The sequence below is a fragment of the Colwellia sp. BRX9-1 genome (assembly GCF_014077195.1).
Classification (GTDB): domain Bacteria; phylum Pseudomonadota; class Gammaproteobacteria; order Enterobacterales; family Alteromonadaceae; genus Colwellia_A.
Genome location: NZ_JACGVM010000003.1, coordinates 62,933 through 86,421, shown reverse-complemented (window position 1 = coordinate 86,421; position 23,489 = coordinate 62,933). Strand labels below are relative to the sequence as shown.

Here is a 23,489-nt window from a genome sequence, read left to right as displayed (position 1 = left end):
TATATCTATGAAACGTTCCTTATACTGGGTGACTAACGATCTTCGTCTCAATGACAACATTGCACTTAACTTAGCCAGACAAAGCGAACAATTACTTTGTGTTTATGTCGTTGATAAAAAGTGGTTCGAGCCAAAGAACTATCAATCTAAACCTTTGGGTGATAAACGCTGGCACTTTTTACAGGGGTGTTTGAGTGATTTTAATCAAAGTTTATTAGCATTAGATCAACAACTTTACATTGTTTACGGGGACACATTATCGAGTTTAACCGCGCTCTGTGAAAAATATGATATTACCGATGTTATTACCACACGTCTTCCTGGCACATATGAAAACAGTTTGATCGATGAGCTCGGTCGGCGTTTGCCCGAAGCGGATATTCATCAGGTCGATCAATTTACGTTATTCCCACATCACGTTTTACCCTTTGAACTTGAGCAACTCCCAATAAGTTATTCTAAGTTTAGAAAGGTGATGGCTGATATTAGCATCGCTGATGTTACACCCAGCACTCAATCTTTGCCCAGTATGTTTGCTAATATGCCTTCACCAACAATTTTTAGGCCATCGTGGTTACCTAACACACCTTATCAAAGGGCAAAGTGTGGTTATAATTTTGAGGGCGGTGAAACTGCCGGTTTAAAGCAGCTTAGTCGTTACTTTTCATCGGCTTTACCGGCTGATTATAAACAGGTTAGAAATAATTTAGACGGCTGGGATAATAGCAGTAAGTTATCGGCTTGGTTAAATTATGGTTGTATCTCTGCGCGGCAAGTAAACCGCTCCATTACTGATTTTGAAGAGCAGCAAGGGGAAAATAGTTCAACACAATGTCTATATTTAGAATTATTATGGCGAGAATACTTCCAGTGGTTACATTTTAAAGTCGGTGCAAAAACCTACCAATTTAAAGGTTTGGCTGAACATCCACCCTTAACTTCATTTTATCCTGAGCGTTTTAATAAATGGTGCTTAGGTCAAACTCCTTATCCGCTTGTTAATGCCTGTATGAATGAATTAATGACCACAGGTTATATAAGTAATCGAGCCCGTCAAATTGTAGCCAGTTGTTTGGTTAACGAACTCAGTGTTGATTGGCGATTTGGCGCGGCTTGGTTTGAAGAGCAGCTAATAGATTATGATGCTGGAGTTAATTGGGGTAATTGGCAGTATATTGCGGGTGTCGGCGTTGACCCTAGAGGTGGCAGACATTTCAATATTGAAAAGCAAACAGCACTTTATGACCCTGATGGGGTTTATCAGGCTAAGTGGCTTACCCGAGATGATTATTCGAGTAAGCCACTGGATTCTGTCGACGCTTCTGATTGGCCGGTGCAACCGCTAAATGACTAAGACACTTATTGAAGAAAAACCGATGAATACAGCGGTAAATGTTGTTTGGCTGAAACGTGATTTACGCCTCAGTGATCATCAACCTTTAGTGCAAGCGATTAAATCGGGTCAAACCTTGCTTTACTACGTCTTTGAACCGCTACTTATAAATGATCCTCATTATGATGAGCGGCATTGGCGTTTTGTTTGGCAATCTATTGCTGATATGAATAGTCAGCTAGCCGCTTTTAATTCACGTGTATATTTGTATTTTGGTGATGCAATAGCGGGCTTAATTGAAATCAATAACGTCTTTAAAATAAGCGGGTTGTTTAGCCACGAAGAAGTGGGTTTATTATCGACCTTTGAGAGAGATAAATCGGTACAACAGTGGTGCCAAGCACAAGATATAGTTTGGAGTGAGAGTCAATTTGGTGCAGTAAGTCGTGGCAAAAAAAATAGAATTGATTGGGACAAACACTGGCGCCAAGTGATGAAAGCCCCGCTGGAACAAGCCAAATTATCGGATGATGTTCTAGCGAGTTGCACATTAATAGATAAGCTATTTGTCTGCAGTTTTCCAATATCATGGTCAATAACGGATGACTTTATGCTTAAAGGTGGTGAGCTTTGGGCGCAAAGAACCCTGCAATCCTTCTTAAAGGGTCGTGGTAAGGGGTATCATTTTGATATATCTAAACCGCAAGCAAGTCGTAAAAGTTGCTCTCGGTTGTCACCTTATCTAGCCTGGGGCAATATAAGTTTAAGAGAGTTCTATCAAACTATTTTGATAACAAGATCAGAGCGGGGTTGGAAACGACCAATAGACGCGCTGGCTTCTCGGCTACATTGGCATTGTCACTTTATTCAAAAATTTGAAAGTGAACATCAAATGCAATGGCGACCCGTGAATAAAGCCTATAATGACTTAATGTATCCAGATATTCATTGTGGACTGAGTGTTGAAGAACGACTAGATAAATGGAAAACTGCGCAAACAGGTTATCCATTAGTTGACGCTTGTATGCGTTGTTTAGAGCAAACTGGCTATATAAATTTTCGTATGCGGGCGATGCTAGTGAGTTTTTTATGCCATCATTTACTGGTGGATTGGCGATTAGGCGTTACCCATTTAGCACAATTATTTCTTGATTTTGAACCTGGCATTCATTACCCACAATTTCAAATGCAGTCTGGTGTTACTGGTACTAATATCATAAGGGTTTATAACCCGGTTAAGCAATCATTAGAGAAAGATAGTCATGGTGAATTCCTGAGAAAATGGTTACCTGAATTAGTTGAGTTACCCAATGAAGTTATTCATACACCCTGGTTATTGTCACCCATGGAACAACAGCTTTATCAATGCCAATTAGGTGATGATTATCCATCTCCTATGGTTGATATTAACGAAACAGGCAAGATTGCTCGCGATTTACTGTGGGGCTTTCGTCAACGATTTACCACTAAAAAAGAAGGGCAACGTATTGTAGCTAAACATGTTAGAGGTAATAAAAAAATATCCAAAGCTAAAAAACCTCAACAGTTAAAAATTGCAGAAAGTGATTAAGTTATCATGCATAAAAAATTAACGTTACCCGAGAAAAATTGCCAGACTTGTAAAAAGAATTTCTTTTGGCGTAAAAAATGGCAAGCGTGTTGGGAAGATGTCCGCTATTGCTCTGAGCGTTGCCGACGTAGTAAAAATGCCAGCATCAGCTAAAATAATTATGTATAGATCAATTCAAAGTTAAATGTAAAGTAAGGTAAATTAATGAAGGCGAAACATCTTAGGCTAATATTAGGCGATCAACTTAATGTTATGCACAGCTGGTTTGAACGGGTCGATAGCGATGTGGTATATGTCATCGCAGAGCTTTATCAAGAAGCTAATTATACTAAGCACCACAGTCAGAAGATAACAGCGTTTTTTGCTGCTATGGATAATTTTGCTCAAACTCTGGAGAGTAAAGGGCATCAGGTTTGCTATTTAACCTTAGATGAAACAGCAAAATATCAAGATTTACCTGCTTTGATCGCCACATTAGTGACCACTTATGCCAGTGAAGATTTTAGTTTTATGCGTCCTGATGAATATCGATTGCGCGCGCAATTAAGCGAGATGTCAGCTCAATTATCGGTACCTGTCTATGAAGTTGACAGTGAACACTTTTTATTACCCTTTGATGAACTCGCTGATCATTTTAAAGCCGCTACCCACGTAAGAATGGAAAATTTTTATCGTTTTATGCGCAAGCGCTTTGCTATTTTAATGAATGGCGCCAAGCCTGAAGGTGATGCTTGGAATTTTGATGCGAATAATCGTCAATCCTTTAAAAAAACCGATCTTAAATTTATTCCTAAACCACTGGTCTTTGACAACCCAGCAAGTGATTATTTACAACGGATAAAACATCATAAGATTGACACGATAGGGCGTGAATCTGAGCATGTTGCTTATCCTATTAATCGCCAACAATCGCTAGAATTATTAACGTTCTTTTGCGAACATCAGTTAGAAAACTTTGGTGATTTTCAAGATGCGATGACTGTAGCCTCACCTTATGCTTGGAGTTTGTACCACTCGCGGCTGAGTTTTTCATTGAACTGTAAAATGCTTAATCCGCTTGAGGTCATTGAAACCGCTCTGGCTGCCTATCAAGCATCAGCAGGTAAGATAACCTTAGCGCAAATCGAAGGTTTTGTTAGGCAAATATTAGGCTGGCGAGAATATGTTAGAGGTATGTATTGGGCTAATATGCCTAATTATGCCGAGCAGAATTTTTTAGAGGCAAAGCGTGATTTACCCGCTTTCTTCTGGAATGCTAATACTAAAATGCAGTGCTTAAGAAGTGCTATCTCGCAATCACTCAAACATGCCTATGCTCATCATATTCAACGATTGATGATCACCGGAAACTTTGCTTTACTGGCTGGCATAACGCCTAGCCAAGTCGATGATTGGTATTTAGGTATCTACATTGACGCGATTGAATGGGTAGAATTACCGAATACCCGCAGCATGGCACTTTTTGCTGACGGTGGTTGGATAGCTACAAAACCTTATGCGGCTAGTGGTAATTATGTCAATAAAATGAGTGATTATTGCAAAGGTTGCCATTACAACGTTAAAGAAAAAGTGGGCGCTAATGCCTGCCCATTAAACAGTTTGTATTGGAATTTTATTGATCAAAATTATGATAAGTTTGCTGGCAATCATAGAATGAGTTTCCCTATTCGTAACTGGGATAAAATGGAGCCTGCGAAAAAAATTGAAATTAGAGAGCACGCAACACAGTTATTGAATAATCTAGATGATTTATAGGCTCATGAGTTAGCGCTGGCTAGATAGGCAGACCTTCAGTTAATGGATAAAAGTTAGGCGCTAATGGTCTTTATTTATCAGTGGCGCGTATAACGATTATGTTTATTTACTACCTTTAGGATCCTTTTATGCAATTTTCTATGGATGAAGAGTCAAGAATTATAGAAATGGCTTGGGAAGATAGAACACCATTTGAAGCAATAGAACATCAGTTTAGTTTGCAAGAGCCTGATGTTATTCAGTTTATGCGTAGTCACTTAAAACCTAGAAGTTTTAGATTATGGCGGGAAAGAGTAAGTGGACGCTCAACCAAGCATGTAAAATTAAGAAGTCCTGACGTATCGAGAGGATACTGCCCAACGCAATATAAACAACGTTGATCACAGCTATATAAAAAAATATCAATAAAAAGGGCATCTTATGATGCCCTTTTTCGTTTGATTTGTAAGTAATGACCCATAACGGGTCATACTTTTTAGACAATCAGTTGTTAATCTTCTTCAACTAAGGTCATCAGCGATGTATTACCACCTGATGCCGTCGTATCAATACTAATCGTTTTCTCGGTTAATAGACGCTGGATCAAATTATCGAAATATTCTGAACTGATCACTGGCAATATCGCCCCTTGACGTTCAGCTAATTTTTCACTGATAAAGTGCTTACGATCACAATGACTGTCGACCACAACACCTGACAAGGCAGGGTGCGCTAACATCGTTGATAAGTGGCGTAAACGTGCAACCTGAAAAACACCTTCATCAGCACCCGTTGAGAGGAACTTGTCTCTAAAGGCGATGGCTTCATCATAATACAAATCAGAAACAACACTAACAACGGTATTACCCGTAGCCAACGCCGTTACAATAGATAGTACCCAGAAGTGAAAGCTCACTGTCGCATCGGCAAAACAAATAATATTACCGCGGTTTTCCAAATACAACACATTAGACTCACCCGTTGGTCCTGGTAAGAATGTTGGCTTTTTCAAACGCTTTTCAATATCAATCAACTGCGAACGAGCGCCTTTTAAGGTCAGATTTAAATCGTCGGCTAAATCATCAACAATATCAATATGCGCAATTTTGGCTAACAGCTGACGAACACAAGAAAGACGGGTATTTAACTCAGTTAAGCGCCAGCCTTTTTCTGCTGCATTTGCTTTGTCCATAAACAAAGTTGAGGCTTTATCTGATTCTGCATCACCGTCTAAGGCTTCTACCTGCGAAGGTAGCAAGTTAAATTGTTCGGCATCTGGCGTAGCTTTTTCAATAACTAAACGTGTTAAGTAATTGGGTCCACCTGCTTTTGGTCCCGTACCTGAAAGACCACGACCACCAAAAGGTTGTACGCCAACAATGGCGCCAATCATATTACGGTTAATATAAACATTACCTGCGCGTGACAGCTTAGCTAAATCTAAGGCACGGTGTTCAATACGCGTATGAATACCCATAGTTAAACCAAAACCTGTACCATTAATTTTATCGATAACCGCTTCTATTTCATTGCCTTTAAAACGTACAATGTGCACACAAGGGCCAAAGACTTCTTTTTTAAGGACGCTAATATCTTTAATTTCATAAAGACGAGGCGCAAAAAAGAAATGCTCGTTACCTGCCACTTCAGCTGATATCTCACACTGATATAACAATTGACCATGGGTTTGCATATAGTCACTGTGTGCATTGAGCGCGCTGAGGGCTTTGTCATCAATTACTGGGCCGATATCTGTGCTTAAATATTCTGGGTTACCGACATGCAATTCTGCTAAGGCACCCTTAAGCATAGTAATGACATTATCAGCGATGTCTTCTTGTAAAAATAATACGCGAAGCGCAGAACAGCGCTGACCTGCCGATTGAAATCCTGAAGAAATAACATCGTCAACAACTTGCTCAGGCAAGGCTGTTGAGTCAACTATCATACAATTTTGTCCACCGGTTTCAGCGATGAAAGGCACCTGATCGCCACCTCTATCAGCCAACGTTTGTGAAATTATTGTGCCGGTTTCAGTGGAACCTGTAAACATAACGGTTTGAATACGAGCGTCAGGCACAATAACACTGCCCACTTCGCTTCCGCGAGCAATAACCGCTTGAACAACACCTTCAGGTAGTCCAACCGACTCCATTAGTTCAATGGTGCGCAAGGCAATTAAACTTGTTTGTTCAGCAGGTTTTGCTAATACGGTATTACCGGTAGCGATTGCCGCAGCAACTTGCCCTAAAAATATCGCTAATGGAAAATTCCATGGGCTGATACACAGTACAACACCACGAGCTTCTAAGCGTTCATCTTCTTCGAGTTCAATCGCTTGGTTAGCATAATAACGACAAAAATCGACGGCTTCTCTGACTTCATCAATACCATCTTGCGCAATTTTACCCGCTTCTTTAATACATAAGGCGATAAGTTCGTCCATATGGCGTTCAAGAATATCGGCAACGCGACATAACAAATCGGCACGTTCAGATACCGGTGTTTTCGACCACGAAGCAAATGTTGCTTGTGCGGTGTCGATCATTGCCAGCATGTCATCTTTAGTGTGGTGTTGATGGAAACCTATGACTTCACTATGGTTGGCGGGGTTTTTAACCGCTACCGAGCCTGAAGGCACATCATTTTCATTGATGTGATGATCGGTAAACCAGTTATCTAATGATAATTTTAACGGCGCTATAGCATTAATATCGGTTAAGTCTAGCCCTTTAGAATTATCACGGCCCAGACCTTTCGCATCATGATACAAGGCGATAGGTTTAACTATTTGGTGGTTATATTTATCTTTTAAACGCTGGGTTTTTTCAACGGGATCGCCCAATAAAGACTCGACTGGCTGAGACTCATCAACGATAGCATTAACAAAAGAAGAGTTAGCGCCGTTTTCTAATAAACGACGCACTAAGTAAGCTAATAACTCTTCATGATGACCAACAGGAGCGTAAATTCGACATTGAATATTTTCACTTGAGACAATTTGGTCATATAAAGAATCGCCCATGCCATGTAAACATTGAAACTCAAAACCTTCTTTATCATCGCCAGCTAGCTCAACAATGGTTGCCGCTGTGTAAGCATTATGCGTAGCAAACTGTGGATAGATACTATCTCTATATTCCAGTAATTTATTAGCACAGGCGTGGTAAGAAACATCGGTAGAAGACTTACGCGTGAAAACAGGGAAATGCTGAAGACCATCTTTTTGAGCATTCTTAATTTCAGTATCCCAATAAGCGCCTTTAACCAAACGGATCATCATTTTTCGGTTAGCACGTAGGGTTAAATCACGTAACCAATCGACGACAAAAAGCGCACGTTTTTGGTAAGCTTGTAAAGCCATGCCAAAACCTGTCCAATCGCCTAACTCGCTATCGCTAAAAACCGCTTCAATAATATCAAGTGATATATCTAAGCGTTCAGACTCTTCGGCATCAACGGTTAAGCCAATGTTATAACTTTTTGCTTGTAAGCAAAGTGCTTTAAGTTTTGGCACAATTTCGGCCATAACGCGGGCTTTGTGGGTAAACTCGTAGCGAGGATGAATGGCTGAAAGCTTAACCGATATACCGGGCACTCGGCGAGGATCATTTTTACCTGAGGCGCGAGCAACAGCGCCGATGGCATCGATTGCAACTTGATAAGATTTAAAGTAACGATCAGCATCCGCCATGGTGCGGGCACCTTCACCGAGCATATCGTAGGAATAGACATAACCTTGCTGTTCTTTAGTGGCAGCACGCGCTGTTGCCGCTTGAATAGTTTCGCCCATTACAAACTGCTTACCCATGATTTTCATGGCGTAGTTCATTGATTTACGAATAACTGGCTCGCCTAAGCGACCAATGACTTTTTTCAATAAACCAAAGCTGTCTTTTTTACGTTTATCGGCATAATTAACCATAGTGCCGGTAATTAATAAGCCCCATGATGAAGCATTAACAAACAGTGAATCACTGCTGCCTAAATGACTGCTCCACTGGCCTTGAGAAATTTTGTCACGAATTAAGGCATCTTGAGTATGTTTGTCTGGCACACGTAATAAGGCTTCTGCCAAACACATCAATACCACACCTTCTTCACTGGAGAGTGAGTACTCTTTTAATAGGGAATCAATTGCGCCATTCCCAGATTGGTCTTCACGAATTTGTAAAACCATTTTGCGAGCTCTTTCCCAAGCTCTACTTCTAGCACTAACATTAACTTCTGCCACAGGTAGAATATGATCTACTGCTATATTTTCATCAATACGATAAAATTCACGGATTTTCTGACGAATTGGGCAGTCTGTGCTAAACGAACCATTAAAAAGCATATACTCTTCCTCAAAATGACTACATAACAGCTTGGTGCTATATAGCGATAGTTACAATAGAATTTGTTTGTTTAATTCTGATTTGCCTAATTATAAATGTCGCTATAGTACAATACCACCATAGAATGTATTTCCTGGTCAAATAAGATATAAAATATACGGTATAATATATATAGTTGCCTAAAAATACTGCTGTTTACGCTAAGTTGCCATGGCATTTACTTAGCATTTACTTGCTATGGTTTAGTCAATATTTAGTGAGTGTTTTGTATTGCTAAGTCATTTCTTAATGCTGAAATTAAACCAACCCCTAGCGCTTACTACCGAGCGGCAAACAGCCTTATATTTGTATCACTTTTATGTAAAAAAAAAGCCCAGACATGCTGGGCTTTATCAATATTAACGCTGAATTTTTAAAGGTTATTCACCTTTTGGGTTATAAATCCACAGGGCGTTGTTAACATGTTTACTGGTGTCTTCACCAATTAAAACACGACCATCATCCATCACCGCTAAATTATCAGGGTTGGATATACCATTAACATCGCATTTGTTGCCATTGGCATCGCCGTCTGAATTATAAGCGCCACCGACAACGACTGGTTCCATGCGGTTAACGTTAAAGTCTGTTTGGACACCAAAGCGATATACCGCGCCACAGTAAGCTGATGAATCAAGCTGAATATCACCTTCATTATCAACCATACCTTTTCCAACTGAAGACATAGCAACATACATGTAAGGTACGGCACCACTGGCAACACCATCATAATTAATCACTACACCTTCCATTTTACGAAATTCAGTGGTCGCGCCTTTGGCTTTAGCTGCTCGTAACGTTTCTAAAAATGCGTAACGGTCGTCGCCAGCTCCATTTATTGCCCAATCATCTATTTCTGTTTGAGTGATATAGCTGGTTTCACCTTCAATATAATCAGCTTCAGTAATACCGTTATATGAATTTATCCAGGTTTTTATTTCGGTATTATTACTGCTACCTAACTCAATCCACTGAATATCAAAGCCGGCTTTTGCTGGCGCACTTGTTGCGTCTTGCGTTAATTTAGCGGCATATAAAGTGCCGGCGCTTAAATCGCCTGCGTTAGTGGCAACAAATTTATAAAAGGCTTTATTTGAACCATCATCAGTGGTGTAAACTGTTTTCCAATCAGGCATTACCACCGAATTTTCATGGGCAACACGACCTAAGGTAAAATGCTTTACTGGCGTTGGGCTCGTTGAAGTTGGGTCTGTAATTTCAACTATATAGCCGTAATCATAGGGGTTGGGTAATGTTGAACTTGCTAAATAGGTTTGTAAGTTTTTAACATCTGGGTAGCTAGGATAGCCATCTAAGTAAGCGGTGTTATTCCATTGCTCGGTATTTTCAGCTTCGTAGTTTTCTTCTGACGTTAAAGGGGTATTCCATGGTGAAAGCGTACCAAAACAATTAATGATTGTGCCTAATACCGCTGAAAAATCAACGTTAATCGCATCACCTATTGTCCAAGTTCCACTGTCTTCTTTAGATAGTTCTATACGGCTCATTGCACCTGGGCGATCTTCCCATGCGGTGAATAAAAAACCTGTGTCACCACTGGCAGAAGTTGGAACGAAGGCATTAAAATCAGGATCTTGAGATTGCTTAATCTTAGTGGCTTGATCAGCACTAGCAATCGCGCCTAAACCATGAGGCAATTGGTTATTCAAGGTATCACCCGCTTGCCCCAAAACTTGGTAGGTTCCGGCAACGACCCGTACTGCCATTTTTTCTGTATCGGTTGTTGGAACCGATAAACTCTCAGTCATAGGGTCAAGCGTACCCCAGTCAAATCCCGTTACTACGCCAACTTTTGCTGGTGTTTCGTTACCTGACAGATCTGAAGGGTGTTGTACATTAAAGAAAAGTTCATCGTTATCCGTTAAAAACATACCCGTAATTTCTGCACCTACTGGCACGGTTGCTAAGCGGGTTAGTTTTGCTGCAGCTGTCAGGTTTTGCCCATTAGCCCCATCACTCCCGTTAGCGCCATCAGTACCATCAGCACCGTTGACACCATCATTGCCATTGCTACCATCTAATCCAATGACCCCATTAGAACCGTTTGTACCATTTTTACCGTCATCACCACCACACGCTGTTAACATTGACGAACCGAGAATCACTGCTATGAGTGTCGCTATTTTTCTTTTTTTTAGATTCAGCATTTTATCTTCCTAGAGTTATGTGTAAAAACGCTATTAAAGTAATATCGGGGTGTGACATTTAGGTGACGTCTTTTTGACTTTATTGTTAAGAAAATATGAAAGTGCGCTTCAAATAACTGTAATAAAAGCCTTGTATAATTTACTGAATATATAAATGAGGGGCTATTAAAGCTTATGAAAAATTACGTATTAATATTTAGTTTACTAGTGACGATTTCCTTTATTGGTTTTTCGAGTTTATCAAAAAGTGAAAAAATGACTCAGGGCTTATTACCCGAAGTAGACATGAGTGAAATAATCACGCCAACAGCTAATGGCAGCATTAATGAAGAAGCACCTATTCCATCGCAGTGTTACACCAAAACTGCAGGGAGTAACAATCCCTGTTACACCTGCCATCAAACCTATAGCCATACTGAAACTGATAGTTACCGCAATAATTTACGTAATGACGGGGTTAATCAGGGTCTTTACAATTTTTCGGATGAAGGTGAAGGTAATAGCTGGAAAAACTTATTTGTTAACCGCGAATCCTGGATAGCAAAAATATCTGATGAACAAATAGCACAATACATAGATCAAGATAACTACAGTCAATTGTCGACGACATTAAAAGATAATAACTGGCAAGGTTTTATTCCCGACTTGGAAAACTATAATTTAGCCGGTGAAGCCTTTAATGATAAAGGTATTGCTAAAGATGGCACAGGTTGGGTGGCGTTTAATTACAAACCCTTTCCGGGAACCTTTTGGCCAACGAATGGCGCCACAGATGATGTATTAATTCGCTTATCAGCAGAGTTTAGGCAACTTAATGGCGAATATAATGAAGATGTCTATTTAATTAATCTTTCGTTAGTTGAAATGAGTATTAAGGCTTTACCACAAATAGATATTTTCCCAGCCGATGAAGTAAAGCTTAATAGCGACTTAAATATAGATGGTCAATTAACCAGACAAGTTGAATTATTGTTAGCTCAAGAATACTTTGTTGGCGATGCCAAGCAGATTAAAGTGCCTCGTCAACAATACCCGGTTAACACCGAAATTATGCATTCAGTTCGTTATGTTGGGATTGATACAAAGGGTGAAACCACTATTCCGCAACGGATGAAAGAGTTGCGCTATATGACTAAAACGCAATTATTAAATGACTCGGCAATAGACAGCGCTTATCGGCGAGAGCGAAAAGAGAAACTTGATGAACAATTACCCAGTTATATCCGTGTTAAAGACCGTGGTTTTAATAATAAATTTGGCTGGCTTATTCAAGGCTACATAGAAGATTATAATGGTGAGTTACGACCTCAGTCTTATGAAGAAACTTTTTATTGCATGGGCTGTCACTCCGCTATAGGTACCACGATTGATCAAACGTTTGCTTTTCCAAGAAAAGTAACTGGACGAGCAGGTTGGGGCTATATCAATTTAAAAGGTATGAAAGATGCACCATCGAAAGGACAGCAAGAGGGAGAAATTTTACAATATCTGCAAATTAATGGTGGCGGTAATGAGTTTCGAGAAAACATGGAAATGCACAGCAAGTGGTATAAAAAAGATGGCTCTGTTGATAAGGAGAAAGTAAAGCAAGCGGATGTTTATGCGTTAATTACCCCGTCCAAGCAACGTGCTTATGCGATGAATAAAGCCTATACCCAAATTGTCAGAACGCAGAGTTTTATTCATGGCCGCGATGTCAATATTACGCCTGCAATTAACGTTCATAAGACGATCGATGAATCAGTTGCACCATTAGAGCCAGAGCATCGAGTAGAAGGGTGGGATATTCGTTTAGATTGGTCAGATAAAGTTATAAATTAAAAAATAGTCCTATAATTCATTATTGTTTTGTGTCGCTTAAATTGACTTTTAATTAATGGAAACTCAGCTTTGTAAAGGGCTATTTTATTTAACATCTAGCCCTTTTATAAGAGTTAAGCGTAATTTATAGCGGGCTTTTCAATAATTTTTATAATGTTTTTTTTGATCTGTTATCGAATCTCAATGCGTATAAAACTAAAAATAACCAGATAAAATAATTTAGCTTAATGACTACTTTGTTGGTTAAATAGTGTTCGATACAAGGCTTTTATTTGAGTTGTTGTGTTAGCTATTCAAACAGTTGTTTGGAGTTTGAGCTCTAAAATAGTACTTGGAAAATCAGCCAAGCTGATCTATCTTCTCTTTACAAAATGTGTTTTTTTTGGTATTTTTACACCACTTTTTTGATTGGTAAGACCAATTTACCTCTTGGTTTTTTAGAAGATTTACAAAGAAAGTTTAATCACTTTTTAGTTTTATCTAACTCTAGGCCAATAAAACTATAGGTTAAGCTGTTAGTTATGACATTGTCAGGTATCCAAAAGCCAGTTAAGCAAGCAAAATTGTCGGATGTAATTTTACGACAATTAGAAGCCTTGATTCTTGAAGGTAGCTTGCAAGCAGGTGAAAAATTACCACCTGAACGAGAGTTAGCAAAACAATTTGATGTTTCTCGACCCTCATTACGCGAAGCTATTCAAAAGTTAGAAGCTAAAGGTTTAGTAAATCGTCGCCAAGGTGGTGGCACATTTGTTAGTGACCAAATTTTATCAGGCTTGTCTGATCCGTTATTTGAGTTAATGTCGAAAAGTAAAGAGTCGCAATTTGATCTCTTAGAGTTTCGTCATGGTATTGAAGGTATGTCGTCATATTATGCGGCGATGCGAGGCACGGAAAATGATTTTGCTGAAATACAGAAAAAGCATGACGGTATCGGCAATGCCCAGTTAGAAAATGATTTACGTTTAGAGGCTGAAGCTATATTCGACTTTTATCTTGCTATATGTGCGGCGTCACACAATGCGGTCACCCTGCACTTAGCGCGAAGTATGTCGAGTTTGTTGATTGATAATATTGAGCAAAATCTTACTGTTTTAGCTAAGCGCCCAGATATATTTGCGCAAATGGCTGAATTTAGAAAACGCTTGTTAGACGCAATTATTAGTGGTCAGCCACAAAAAGCTTGGGGGGCAAGCCACCGTCACCTCGCTTTTATAGAAGAAGTGCTACTAAAAATGTCACAAGAAGATAGTCGCATGGAAAGATCAATGCGCAGAATGCAACGTAGTGAATATTAATAGCTATTACGTTGCAAAATAAAATTTAGAAAATAACTGTTTAACGTTAATCAAAGCATGTAAATATGCAAAAGTTGACTATCTTTAAACACAGAAATTTAACTTATAGCTATCATAATTTAAGATGTTGAAGTTTAGTGTGAGTGCAAAATTATAGATACAAGGCATTCGTTTGCAGCAATGGTTCGCTATTGCAACAATGAGTAACGCCGTAGTGCTAGTTTTGAAACGCAATAAACCTGCATATAGAGTAATGATGACTATATATACTTACTAACTATTGGAAACTAAGTAATTATGTCTGAGCTCCCAAAAATTGATTTAGATTCATTGGAAACCCAAGAGTGGTTGGAATCTATGGATTCTATTCTGGAAAATGAAGGTCCAGATCGTGCACATTTCATTTTAGAAAAACTTATTGACCGCGCTCGTCGCAGTGGCACACATTTACCTTTTGAAGCAAAAACAGCTTATGTAAATACCATACCTCCTGGGCAAGAGCCTAATATGCCAGGTGATCAAACGATTGAAGCACGCATTCGTGCAGCTATTCGTTGGAACGCTTTAGTGCTGGTACTTCGTGCGTCGAAAAAAGATTTAGACTTAGGTGGACATATAGGCAGTTTTGCTTCTTCTGCGATGTTATACGATGTCGGTTTTAATCACTTCTTCAGAGCGGCTTCTGAAAAAGACGGTGGTGACTTTATTTTCGCACAAGGACATATCTCTCCAGGTATTTATGCGCGTGCCTTTATGGAAGGTCGTTTAACTGAATCTCAAATGGATAACTTTCGTCAAGAATGTGATGGTAAAGGGTTATCTTCTTATCCTCACCCTCATTTGATGAAAGATTTCTGGCAGTTCCCAACTGTTTCTATGGGGCTAGGTCCATTACAAGCAATTTATACTGCGCGTTTCCTTAAATATTTAACCGATCGTGGTATCAAAGATTGTTCAGCACAACGCGTTTACTGTTATTTAGGTGACGGCGAGACCGATGAGCCAGAATCATTAGGTGCTATTGGTTTAGCTTCGCGTGAAGGTTTAGATAACTTAACATTTGTTATTAACTGTAACTTACAGCGTTTAGATGGCCCTGTTCGTGGTAATGGCAAAATTATTCAAGAGCTTGAAGGTACTTTCCGTGGCGCTGGCTGGGAAGTCGTTAAAGTTATTTGGGGTTCTTACTGGGATGCCCTTATTGCCCGTGACACTTCAGGTAAACTTTTACAACTTATGGAAGAAACGGTTGACGGTGAATACCAAAACTGTAAAGCCAAGGGTGGTAAATATACCCGTGAGAACTTTTTCAATAAATACCCTGAGACAGCGGCATTGGTTGCCAATATGTCTGATGAAGATATTTATCGTTTGAATCGTGGTGGCCATGATCCGGTTAAAGTTTACGCCGCTTATAAAAAAGCGATAGAAACTAAAGGTCGTCCAACTGTCATTCTAGCAAAAACAGTAAAAGGTTTTGGTTTAGGTGCCTCAGGCGAAGCATTGAATGTTGCTCATAACGTGAAGAAAATGGATGTTGAGTCTATTAAGCTTTACCGTGATCGTTTCAATATGCCGATCAATGATGATGAAATTGCTGATTTGCCTTTCTATCGATTCCCTGAAGACAGCGAAGAGTTCAAGTACATGAAAGCGCGTCGTGAAGCGTTAGGGGGTTCTTTACCTGCTCGTCGTGTACAAGCAGATGAAACGTTAGAAATCCCATCTCTTAAAGTCTTTGACGCAATATTGAAAGGCTCTGGTGATCGTGAAGTTTCTTCAACAATGACCTTTGTTCGTGTATTGAATGCACTATTAAAAGATAAAAAAATAGGCAAGCGTATCGTGCCTATTATCCCTGATGAAGCGCGTACTTTTGGTATGGAAGGTTTATTCCGCCAAGTGGGTATTTACGCAAACGAAGGGCAAAAATACATTCCTCAAGATGCTGACCAAGTTGCTTATTATCGTGAAGATAAAAAAGGTCAGGTTTTACAAGAAGGTATTAATGAATTAGGTGCTATGGCGTCTTGGGTTGCAGCGGGTACGTCTTACTCTACTTGTAATGCGACAACAATCCCATTTTACATCTACTACTCTATGTTTGGTTTCCAACGTGTTGGTGACTTAGCTTGGGCTGCGGGTGATAGCCAAGCAAAAGGCTTTTTACTAGGCGCTACTGCCGGTCGAACAACCTTGAATGGTGAAGGTTTACAACATCAAGATGGTCACTCACATGTGCAAGCAGGTTTGATCCCTAATTGTGTGACGTACGATCCTACTTATGGTTATGAAATATCGGTTATTGTGCGTGAAGGTTTACGTCGCATGTATGAAGAAAATGAAAATATTTTCTTTTACTTAACCTTGATGAACGAAAACTATAAACATCCGGCGATGCCTGAAAATAAAAATGTTGAAGAGCAAATAATTAAAGGTATTTACAAGCTTGAAACGGTAGCAGCGAAGAAAGCTTCGAAAAAACCAAAAGTTAACGTGCAGTTGATGGGCTCAGGCACTATCTTGGAAAAGGTACGTGAAGCGGCACAAATTTTAAGTGCTGATTACGGTATTTCAAGTGATGTTTACTCAGTAACTTCATTCAATGAATTAGCCCGTGACGGTCAAGATGTTGCACGCTGGAATATGCTTCACCCAGAAAGTAAGCAAAAACAAGCGTACATTTCTAACGTTATTACCAAAGAAAATGGTCCTGCAATTGCAGCAACTGATTATATTAAAAACTATTCAGAGCAAGTGCGTGCCTACATAGACACCGAATACCGCTGTTTAGGTACCGATGGTTTTGGTCGCAGTGACAGTCGCGCTAATTTACGTACTCACTTTGAAGTGAATGCTGCTTATATTGTTGTTGCGGCGTTATTTGAGTTAGCTAACCGTGGTGATGTTGAGCGTTCAGTAGTTACTGAAGCGATTAAACGCTTTGATATCGACACTGAAAAACTTAACCCACTTTACGCATAAGCAGACTAGGAGATTTAATATGTCAGATAGTCAAAAAATTCTAGTCCCTGATGTTGGTGGCGACGAAGTAGAAATTATTGAAATTTGTTTTGCTGTTGGCGATTCAATCGAAGCAGACGAAGGAATTGTTACCGTTGAAACTGATAAAGCATCAATGGATATCCCTGCACCATTTGCTGGAAAGTTATCAGCATTATTGGTCAGTGTTGGCGATAAGATTAAAGAAGGTGATGTGATTGCTGAAATGACATCATCGCAAGCAGCACCTGAAACGGCTGAAACTACAGACGAAGCGCCAGCAGAAGCTGTAGAAGAAACGGTTGCAGAAGTTGAGTCAACTCCTGCACCTGCTGAGGCTCCTGCTAAGGCGGCGGTATCAGCACAAAGTGAAATTATTGATATTGCAGTTCCTGATATTGGTGAAGACGGTGAAGTTGAAATTATCGACGTTTTAGTGAGTGTTGGTGATGTTATTGAAGTTGAAGATGGTTTAATCACCTTAGAAACAGATAAAGCTACAATGGACGTGCCTTCGTCACATGCGGGTACCGTTAAAGAAGTATTGGTTAGCGTTGGTGGCAAAGTAAAACAGGGCGCTATTGTAATTAAGCTTGAAACATCAAGTGGCTCACCAGTTGAAGTCGCTGCTCCTGCTCCTGTTGCTGAAGAAGTTGCTGAAGCACCGAAAGCTAAACCCGCAACACAAAAGGCTGCTCCTGTTCCGCATCACCCACAAGCGGGTAAAGTGGCTTCATCGGGCAGTATCTATACTTCGCCATCGATTCGCCGTATTGCACGTGAATATGGTGTTGATTTAACCTTAGTTAAAGGAACGGGCAGAAAAAGTCGTATTTTAAAAGAAGACGTACAGTCTTACGTGAAATACGAACTATCTCGACCTAAAGCTAACGCTGGTAGCTCTGTTGCTGCGGGTGAGGGTGGATTACAGGTCGTCAGTGCTAAGGCTATCGACTTCTCTAAGTTTGGCGAGATTGAAACGAAAGCACTTACGCGCATTCAAAAAATATCAGGTCCATTTCTCCATCGTAATTGGGTAACTATTCCACATGTTACTCAATTTGATGAAGCTGATATCACTAATGTTGAAGCGTTTCGTAAAGAACAAAATGTTATTTGTGAAAAGAAAAAGCTAGGCTTTAAGATCACGCCATTAGTCTTTATTTTAAAAGCGGTTGCTGATGCTTTACGTGAATTCCCTGCGTTTAACTCAAGTTTGAGTGAAGACGGAGAAAGCTTAATTCTCAAGAAATACATTCACATCGGTGTTGCTGTTGATACGCCTAATGGTTTAGTCGTCCCGGTAGTACGTGATGTCGACCAAAAAGGTATTCATCAACTCTCTCGTGAACTTCTAGAAATTAGCATGAAAGCACGAGATGGCAAATTGAAAGCGACCGATATGCAAGGTGGATGTTTTACTATTTCTAGTCTTGGTGGTATTGGTGGTACAGCATTCACGCCGATTGTTAATGCTCCAGAAGTGGCAATTTTAGGTGTTTCAAAATCAGAAATAAAACCTAAGTGGAATGGTAAGGATTTTGAGCCTAAACTTATGTTGCCATTATCAATGTCGTACGACCATCGTGTTATTGACGGTGCCTTAGCCGCGCGCTTTACGGTACACTTAGCCAGTGTAATGTCTGATATTCGTCAATTGATCTTATAATTGATAGAGTCTTTGACGCTAAGATAAAAGTGAGCAGGCAGAAGTGCCTCTCACTTTTTACTACTTTGGTCAAAGAAGGTGCGATTAAAGATGGTACTTTGGTAGGAGTTTAAGTAAAATTCCGCCCAGTAAAGTATAAATAATATTATATTTGTGGCTTTCCATATTGGCAAAGCGATAAATGACAAAACAACAAGTTAATTGAGGTAAACATGAGTAACGAAATTAAAACTCAAGTAGTAGTATTAGGTTCAGGCCCTGGTGGTTATTCAGCGGCATTCCGTGCTGCAGATTTAGGTTTAGATGTAGTCTTAATTGAAAGCCGAAAAACATTAGGTGGTGTTTGTTTAAATGTGGGTTGTATCCCATCAAAAGCATTACTTCATGTTGCTAAAGTTATTGATGATGCAGCTGCAATGGCTTCACACGGGGTTACTTTTGGTAAGCCTGAAATTAATTTAGATAAAATTCGTGACTGGAAAGATAGCGTAGTCTCTCAACTTACTGGCGGCTTAGGTGGAATGTCTAAAGCGCGTAAAGTGACTACAGTTTATGGTTACGGCAAGTTCACTTCAGATAAAACGATTGAAGTTGAAGGCAATGACGGCGAGAAAACGACGGTTACTTTTGATAATGCTATTATCGCCGCTGGTTCTTCTGTTATCGATTTACCTTTTATTCCAAATGATGACCCACGCGTTATTGATTCAACAGGCGCTTTAGAACTTCATGACATTCCTGATGAAATGTTAGTATTGGGTGGTGGTATTATCGGTCTAGAAATGGGTACGGTATACAGAGCTTTAGGCGCTAATGTTTCAGTGGTTGAATTTGCTGATCAATTAGTACCAGCTGCAGATAAAGACATTGTTAAAATTTATACTAATTTCAACAAGAAAAACTTCAACATTATGTTATCTACTAAAGTGGTTGCAGTTGAAGCTAAAGTTGACGGTTTGTATGTGACTTTTGAAGGTAAAAAAGCACCAGCAGAACCGGTACGTTACGACAAAATTTTAGTGGCTGTTGGCCGTAAGCCAAATGGTCATTTAGTTGCTGCTGACAAAGCAGGTGTTAACGTTGATGAACGTGGTTTTATCAATGTAACGAATGAACTACGTACTAACGTTCCACATATTTTTGCTATTGGTGATGTTGTTGGTCAACCTATGCTTGCACATAAAGCGGTTCATGAAGCGCATTGTGCAGCAGAAGTTATCTCAGGTAAGAAACATACCTTTGAACCACGTTGTATCCCTTCTGTTGCTTACACTGATCCTGAAATGGCTTGGACTGGCGTAACAGAGACTGAAGCTAAAGAGCAAGGTTTAAACATTGAAGTCGCTAACTTTCCTTGGGCGGCTTCTGGTCGTGCTATCGCTTCTGGCCGTACTGAAGGTAAAACTAAGTTAATCTTTGAAAAAGAAACGGGCCGTATTCTTGGTGGTGCCATTGTTGGTATCAACGCAGGCGAAATGTTGGGCGAAATTTGTTTAGCCGTTGAAATGGGTGCTGATGCAGAAGACATAGGCTTAACCATTCATGCTCATCCAACATTAAATGAATCTATTGGCTTAGCGGCTGAAATTTTTGAAGGTTCAATTACTGATTTACCTAATGCAAAAGCGGTAAAGAAAAAGAAATAATCATTGTTTTTAAATAAACGATAAACTTGCATTTATGCTGAAATGCCATTCACTATTGATAGTGAATGGCATTTTTTATGGGCTATTGTTTTAGTTAGCGCTTAATCTTTACTGAACTAAGTACCTAAGCCACAACTCACCAACGCTATTTAGTGAGAGTCAGGATATACCTTTTTACCTTCGTTTTTTGATCATTATTATCAGTCATCTTTTTTTCAATAACCAAAGTCGTTATTAGTTTGGTCTGACTTTATTATAAATATGGCAAGTTTACTGGCAATTTTGTAAATAATTTGTAAAGATATAGGTAAATGATTTTTATCGTATCATCGATAATGACAACTACCGCTAATCAACAAGTCGCTAGGATGCAGTAATGAAAAAAATAATAATCACTATTCTATTGCTCAGCGTGACCTTCTTAAGTCATGCAGAAAAACAAACGTTAACCTACAAGGAGTTTGGTCACTTACCTATAATTCAAGAACCTACCGTATCACCAGATGGTAAACATATTGCTGGGATATTTAACAGTGAAGATGGTCCGTCGGTTGTGATGAGTGACTTTGGCTCAAATAGCATTATAAAACTTGTTAGCCTTAAAAAGTCTAAAGACAGAATAGACTCGGTTATGTGGGCAAATAATGAACGTTTGTTGGTATCGTCGAGTTACTCTAAAAAGCAATGGGGTGATAGATTTCGAGTTAATCGATTATTTTCGGTTAACATTGACGGCAGTAAGTTGGTTGAATTAAATCGTGCAGCAAACCTTCGCAGTTTAACGGGTGCAGAAATCGCTATGTATGATTTAAACAGCTCTCAACAAGTTGTTTCGTTATTAAAAGCAGAAAAAGAATTTGTATTATTGCAGATGTACTCTCCTAAAGATAAAGGACAATCTGTCTATAAAGTTAATATTTATGAAAATAAATTTGAAAAGTTATTCGTTAATAAATATGACGTTTATAGTTGGGTTGCCAATAAAGCGGGTGATGTCGTATTGGGTGTAGGGTCTGACGATTATGACAGTACTATTACGAATATATGGTACAGAAAAGACAATAATGATGAGTGGAAGTTATTACACTCTAAAAAGGCGTTCGAAGGTGAAACTTTTTCTCCTATCTTAGTTAGTGATGATAAGGCGATTGTTATCTCTGATCACAAGTTACACAGAGACGCACTTTGGCAATATGATATTAAGTCGGGAGCCTACGATAAGCTATTATATGCTAATGATAACTATGATGTAGAAGGTGCTATTTTTAATGCGGATAGAAATGAAGTTATTGGTGCTATTTATTTCGAGCACTACCGTAAGAATCATTTTTTTACTGATGCTGACACTGAAATCTATAACATTGTAAAAAATAGTTTCAAGCAATACCAAGCCAGTATTTATAGTATGAGCAAAGATAAAAAGAAAATTTTAGTAGCTGCTCAGCGAGATAATTCACCCCCTAAGTTTTTTTGGTTAGATTTAGCTAAAAAATCAGGTGGTTTTTGGATCAGTCAATACCCCTATTTAGAAGGCAAGTCGCTGGCTAGTGTTCAACCGTTTCAATTTGAAGCATCTGATGGCATGTCATTGCACGGGTATTTAACGTTGCCAACAACGCCAATGAGTAATAATAAAAAACCACCCTTGATTATTCACCCTCATGGCGGTCCACAATCAAGAGATTACCAATACTTTAGTCCGTTTGTGCAATACTTTGCCAGTAAAGGTTATGCCGTACTGCAAGTTAACTTTCGTGGCTCCACTGGCTTTAGTAACGCTTATCAAACCGCTGGTTACCAACAGTGGGGAAAACGTATGCAAGATGATATTTATGAGGCGATAGACTGGTTAGCTGAGACCGAACTGGTTGATACTAATAATAGCTGTATTGTTGGCGCTAGCTACGGCGGTTATGTGGCATTAACGGCTGCATTTCAAAGACCCAAGCAATTTAAATGTATTGCCAGTATCGCTGGGGTTGGTGACTTACTTGAGTTAGCAAAAGATGAATACAGATACGAATCTAAACGACCTTTTATTGATAAAACCATTGGTAACCCAACGGACGATAAAATTATTGCCAGTCTTAAAGCGACTTCTGCAATTAACTATCTTAAACAGATCAAAGCACCGATATTATTGATTCATGGTAAACATGATACTCAGGTAAGGTTTAGCCAATCTGACGATTTTTATGATGCGGCTAAAGACGCTGATTTAGATATCGATTTTGTTGAGTTTGCTAATGGCACACATTATCTCGATGAAAATGAAAATCGCATAGAAGCATTTAAGGTGGTGGGTGAATTCTTAGAAAAGCACTTGTAAATGCTTGACTAACTTCATATAAAAACCAGCATTTTTGCTGGTTTTTATGTTTAGGAACCGTGAACTGTCTCAGCACCATCGCCATACCTTGGCAGTCATGTTGTCTCAGCATTAGTACATTTTTGGTTGTCGATGGTAGAGTACAGCTGCTTTATACTATAAATTATTATTTGAAAAGGACTTATGATGCGTTTATTTACTTTAGCTATTACTTGTTTTGCTCTATCTGCTTGTACCAACATTGTTTCTGAAAACGGAGCTTCACAATGGGATTTTGATCACAATATTCAGTTTGAACAAACAAAACTCTCTGACAATAAATATCACTTAGTGGTTAACCCTAAGTCTGATACTCATTTTGATAAGCTGGCTACTTTTATGATGAGACAGTCTTACGAGATTTGTGGCACTTATGGTTTTACCATTGAGGTGTTAAAAGGTATTGAAAAGTTTGATGACAGAAAGTCGTTTCCAAATTTAATTATGCCTTCGTTATCTGCTAATATTGAATGCGCTAGTCAGTAGAAGCATTTCTGTTCAAT

General features: G+C 39.3%; 14 protein-coding genes. 12 read left to right on the top strand and 2 right to left on the bottom strand.

The features are described 5' to 3' along the window. Nucleotides 1-7: 7 nt before the first annotated feature. The 5 genes from H4J76_RS04760 (at nucleotide 8) to H4J76_RS04740 (ending at nucleotide 5,038) form a co-directional block, all read left to right on the top strand. Nucleotides 8-1,354 carry a DASH family cryptochrome gene (locus H4J76_RS04760; RefSeq protein ID WP_182230195.1) on the top strand — a complete coding sequence of 449 codons (1,347 nt, stop codon included), beginning with the start codon at nucleotides 8-10 and terminating at the stop codon, nucleotides 1,352-1,354. After that, nucleotides 1,347-2,903 carry a cryptochrome/deoxyribodipyrimidine photo-lyase family protein gene (locus H4J76_RS04755; protein ID WP_259377119.1) on the top strand — a complete coding sequence of 519 codons (1,557 nt, stop codon included), beginning with the start codon at nucleotides 1,347-1,349 and terminating at the stop codon, nucleotides 2,901-2,903. Before H4J76_RS04760 ends, H4J76_RS04755 begins: the two co-directional genes overlap by 8 nt. A 6-nt stretch (nucleotides 2,904-2,909) precedes the next feature. Further along, complete coding sequence (locus tag H4J76_RS04750) at nucleotides 2,910-3,056, top strand: DUF2256 domain-containing protein (protein WP_182230194.1); 147 nt, start codon at nucleotides 2,910-2,912, stop codon at nucleotides 3,054-3,056. A 51-nt stretch (nucleotides 3,057-3,107) separates the two neighbouring features. Then, nucleotides 3,108-4,658 (top strand): cryptochrome/photolyase family protein, encoded by a 1,551-nt coding sequence (locus H4J76_RS04745; protein WP_182230193.1) that lies wholly within the window; start codon nucleotides 3,108-3,110, stop codon nucleotides 4,656-4,658. A 128-nt stretch (nucleotides 4,659-4,786) separates the two neighbouring features. Then, complete coding sequence (locus tag H4J76_RS04740; RefSeq protein ID WP_182230192.1) at nucleotides 4,787-5,038, top strand: TIGR03643 family protein; 252 nt, start codon at nucleotides 4,787-4,789, stop codon at nucleotides 5,036-5,038. Between the two features lie 110 nt (nucleotides 5,039-5,148). Here H4J76_RS04740 and putA read toward each other — a convergent pair whose 3' ends face one another. Both putA and H4J76_RS04730 read right to left on the bottom strand, forming a co-directional pair. Further along, nucleotides 5,149-8,973: a bifunctional proline dehydrogenase/L-glutamate gamma-semialdehyde dehydrogenase PutA gene (gene putA / locus H4J76_RS04735; RefSeq protein WP_182213660.1), complete on the bottom strand. Its 3,825-nt coding sequence runs from the start codon at nucleotides 8,971-8,973 to the stop codon at nucleotides 5,149-5,151. Between the two features lie 420 nt (nucleotides 8,974-9,393). After that, nucleotides 9,394-11,181 (bottom strand): PhoX family phosphatase, encoded by a 1,788-nt coding sequence (locus H4J76_RS04730; protein WP_182213658.1) that lies wholly within the window; start codon nucleotides 11,179-11,181, stop codon nucleotides 9,394-9,396. A gap of 174 nt (nucleotides 11,182-11,355) precedes the next feature. On the opposite strand from H4J76_RS04730, the gene H4J76_RS04725 reads away from it, so the two are divergent. From H4J76_RS04725 to H4J76_RS04695, 7 genes are all read left to right on the top strand, one after another. Beyond that, entirely contained in the window at nucleotides 11,356-13,002 is a 1,647-nt protein-coding gene (locus H4J76_RS04725; protein WP_182230191.1) for a hypothetical protein, read from the top strand. A gap of 536 nt (nucleotides 13,003-13,538) precedes the next feature. Next, nucleotides 13,539-14,300 (top strand): pyruvate dehydrogenase complex transcriptional repressor PdhR, encoded by a 762-nt coding sequence (pdhR, locus tag H4J76_RS04720; protein ID WP_157471132.1) that lies wholly within the window; start codon nucleotides 13,539-13,541, stop codon nucleotides 14,298-14,300. A gap of 297 nt (nucleotides 14,301-14,597) precedes the next feature. Beyond that, nucleotides 14,598-17,285, top strand: a complete 2,688-nt coding sequence (gene aceE, locus H4J76_RS04715) for a pyruvate dehydrogenase (acetyl-transferring), homodimeric type (protein WP_182213654.1) — start codon at nucleotides 14,598-14,600, stop codon at nucleotides 17,283-17,285. Nucleotides 17,286-17,304: 19 nt separating this feature from the next. Then, a complete protein-coding gene (aceF, locus tag H4J76_RS04710; RefSeq protein ID WP_182230190.1) occupies nucleotides 17,305-18,972 on the top strand; it encodes a dihydrolipoyllysine-residue acetyltransferase in 1,668 nt (555 codons plus the stop codon). 212 nt (nucleotides 18,973-19,184) lie between these two features. Then, nucleotides 19,185-20,618: a dihydrolipoyl dehydrogenase gene (gene lpdA / locus H4J76_RS04705; protein WP_070375807.1), complete on the top strand. Its 1,434-nt coding sequence runs from the start codon at nucleotides 19,185-19,187 to the stop codon at nucleotides 20,616-20,618. A 376-nt stretch (nucleotides 20,619-20,994) separates the two neighbouring features. Then, a complete protein-coding gene (locus H4J76_RS04700; RefSeq protein ID WP_182230189.1) occupies nucleotides 20,995-22,947 on the top strand; it encodes a S9 family peptidase in 1,953 nt (650 codons plus the stop codon). A 186-nt stretch (nucleotides 22,948-23,133) separates the two neighbouring features. Further along, complete coding sequence (locus tag H4J76_RS04695; RefSeq protein WP_182213649.1) at nucleotides 23,134-23,472, top strand: hypothetical protein; 339 nt, start codon at nucleotides 23,134-23,136, stop codon at nucleotides 23,470-23,472. Nucleotides 23,473-23,489 lie beyond the last annotated feature (17 nt).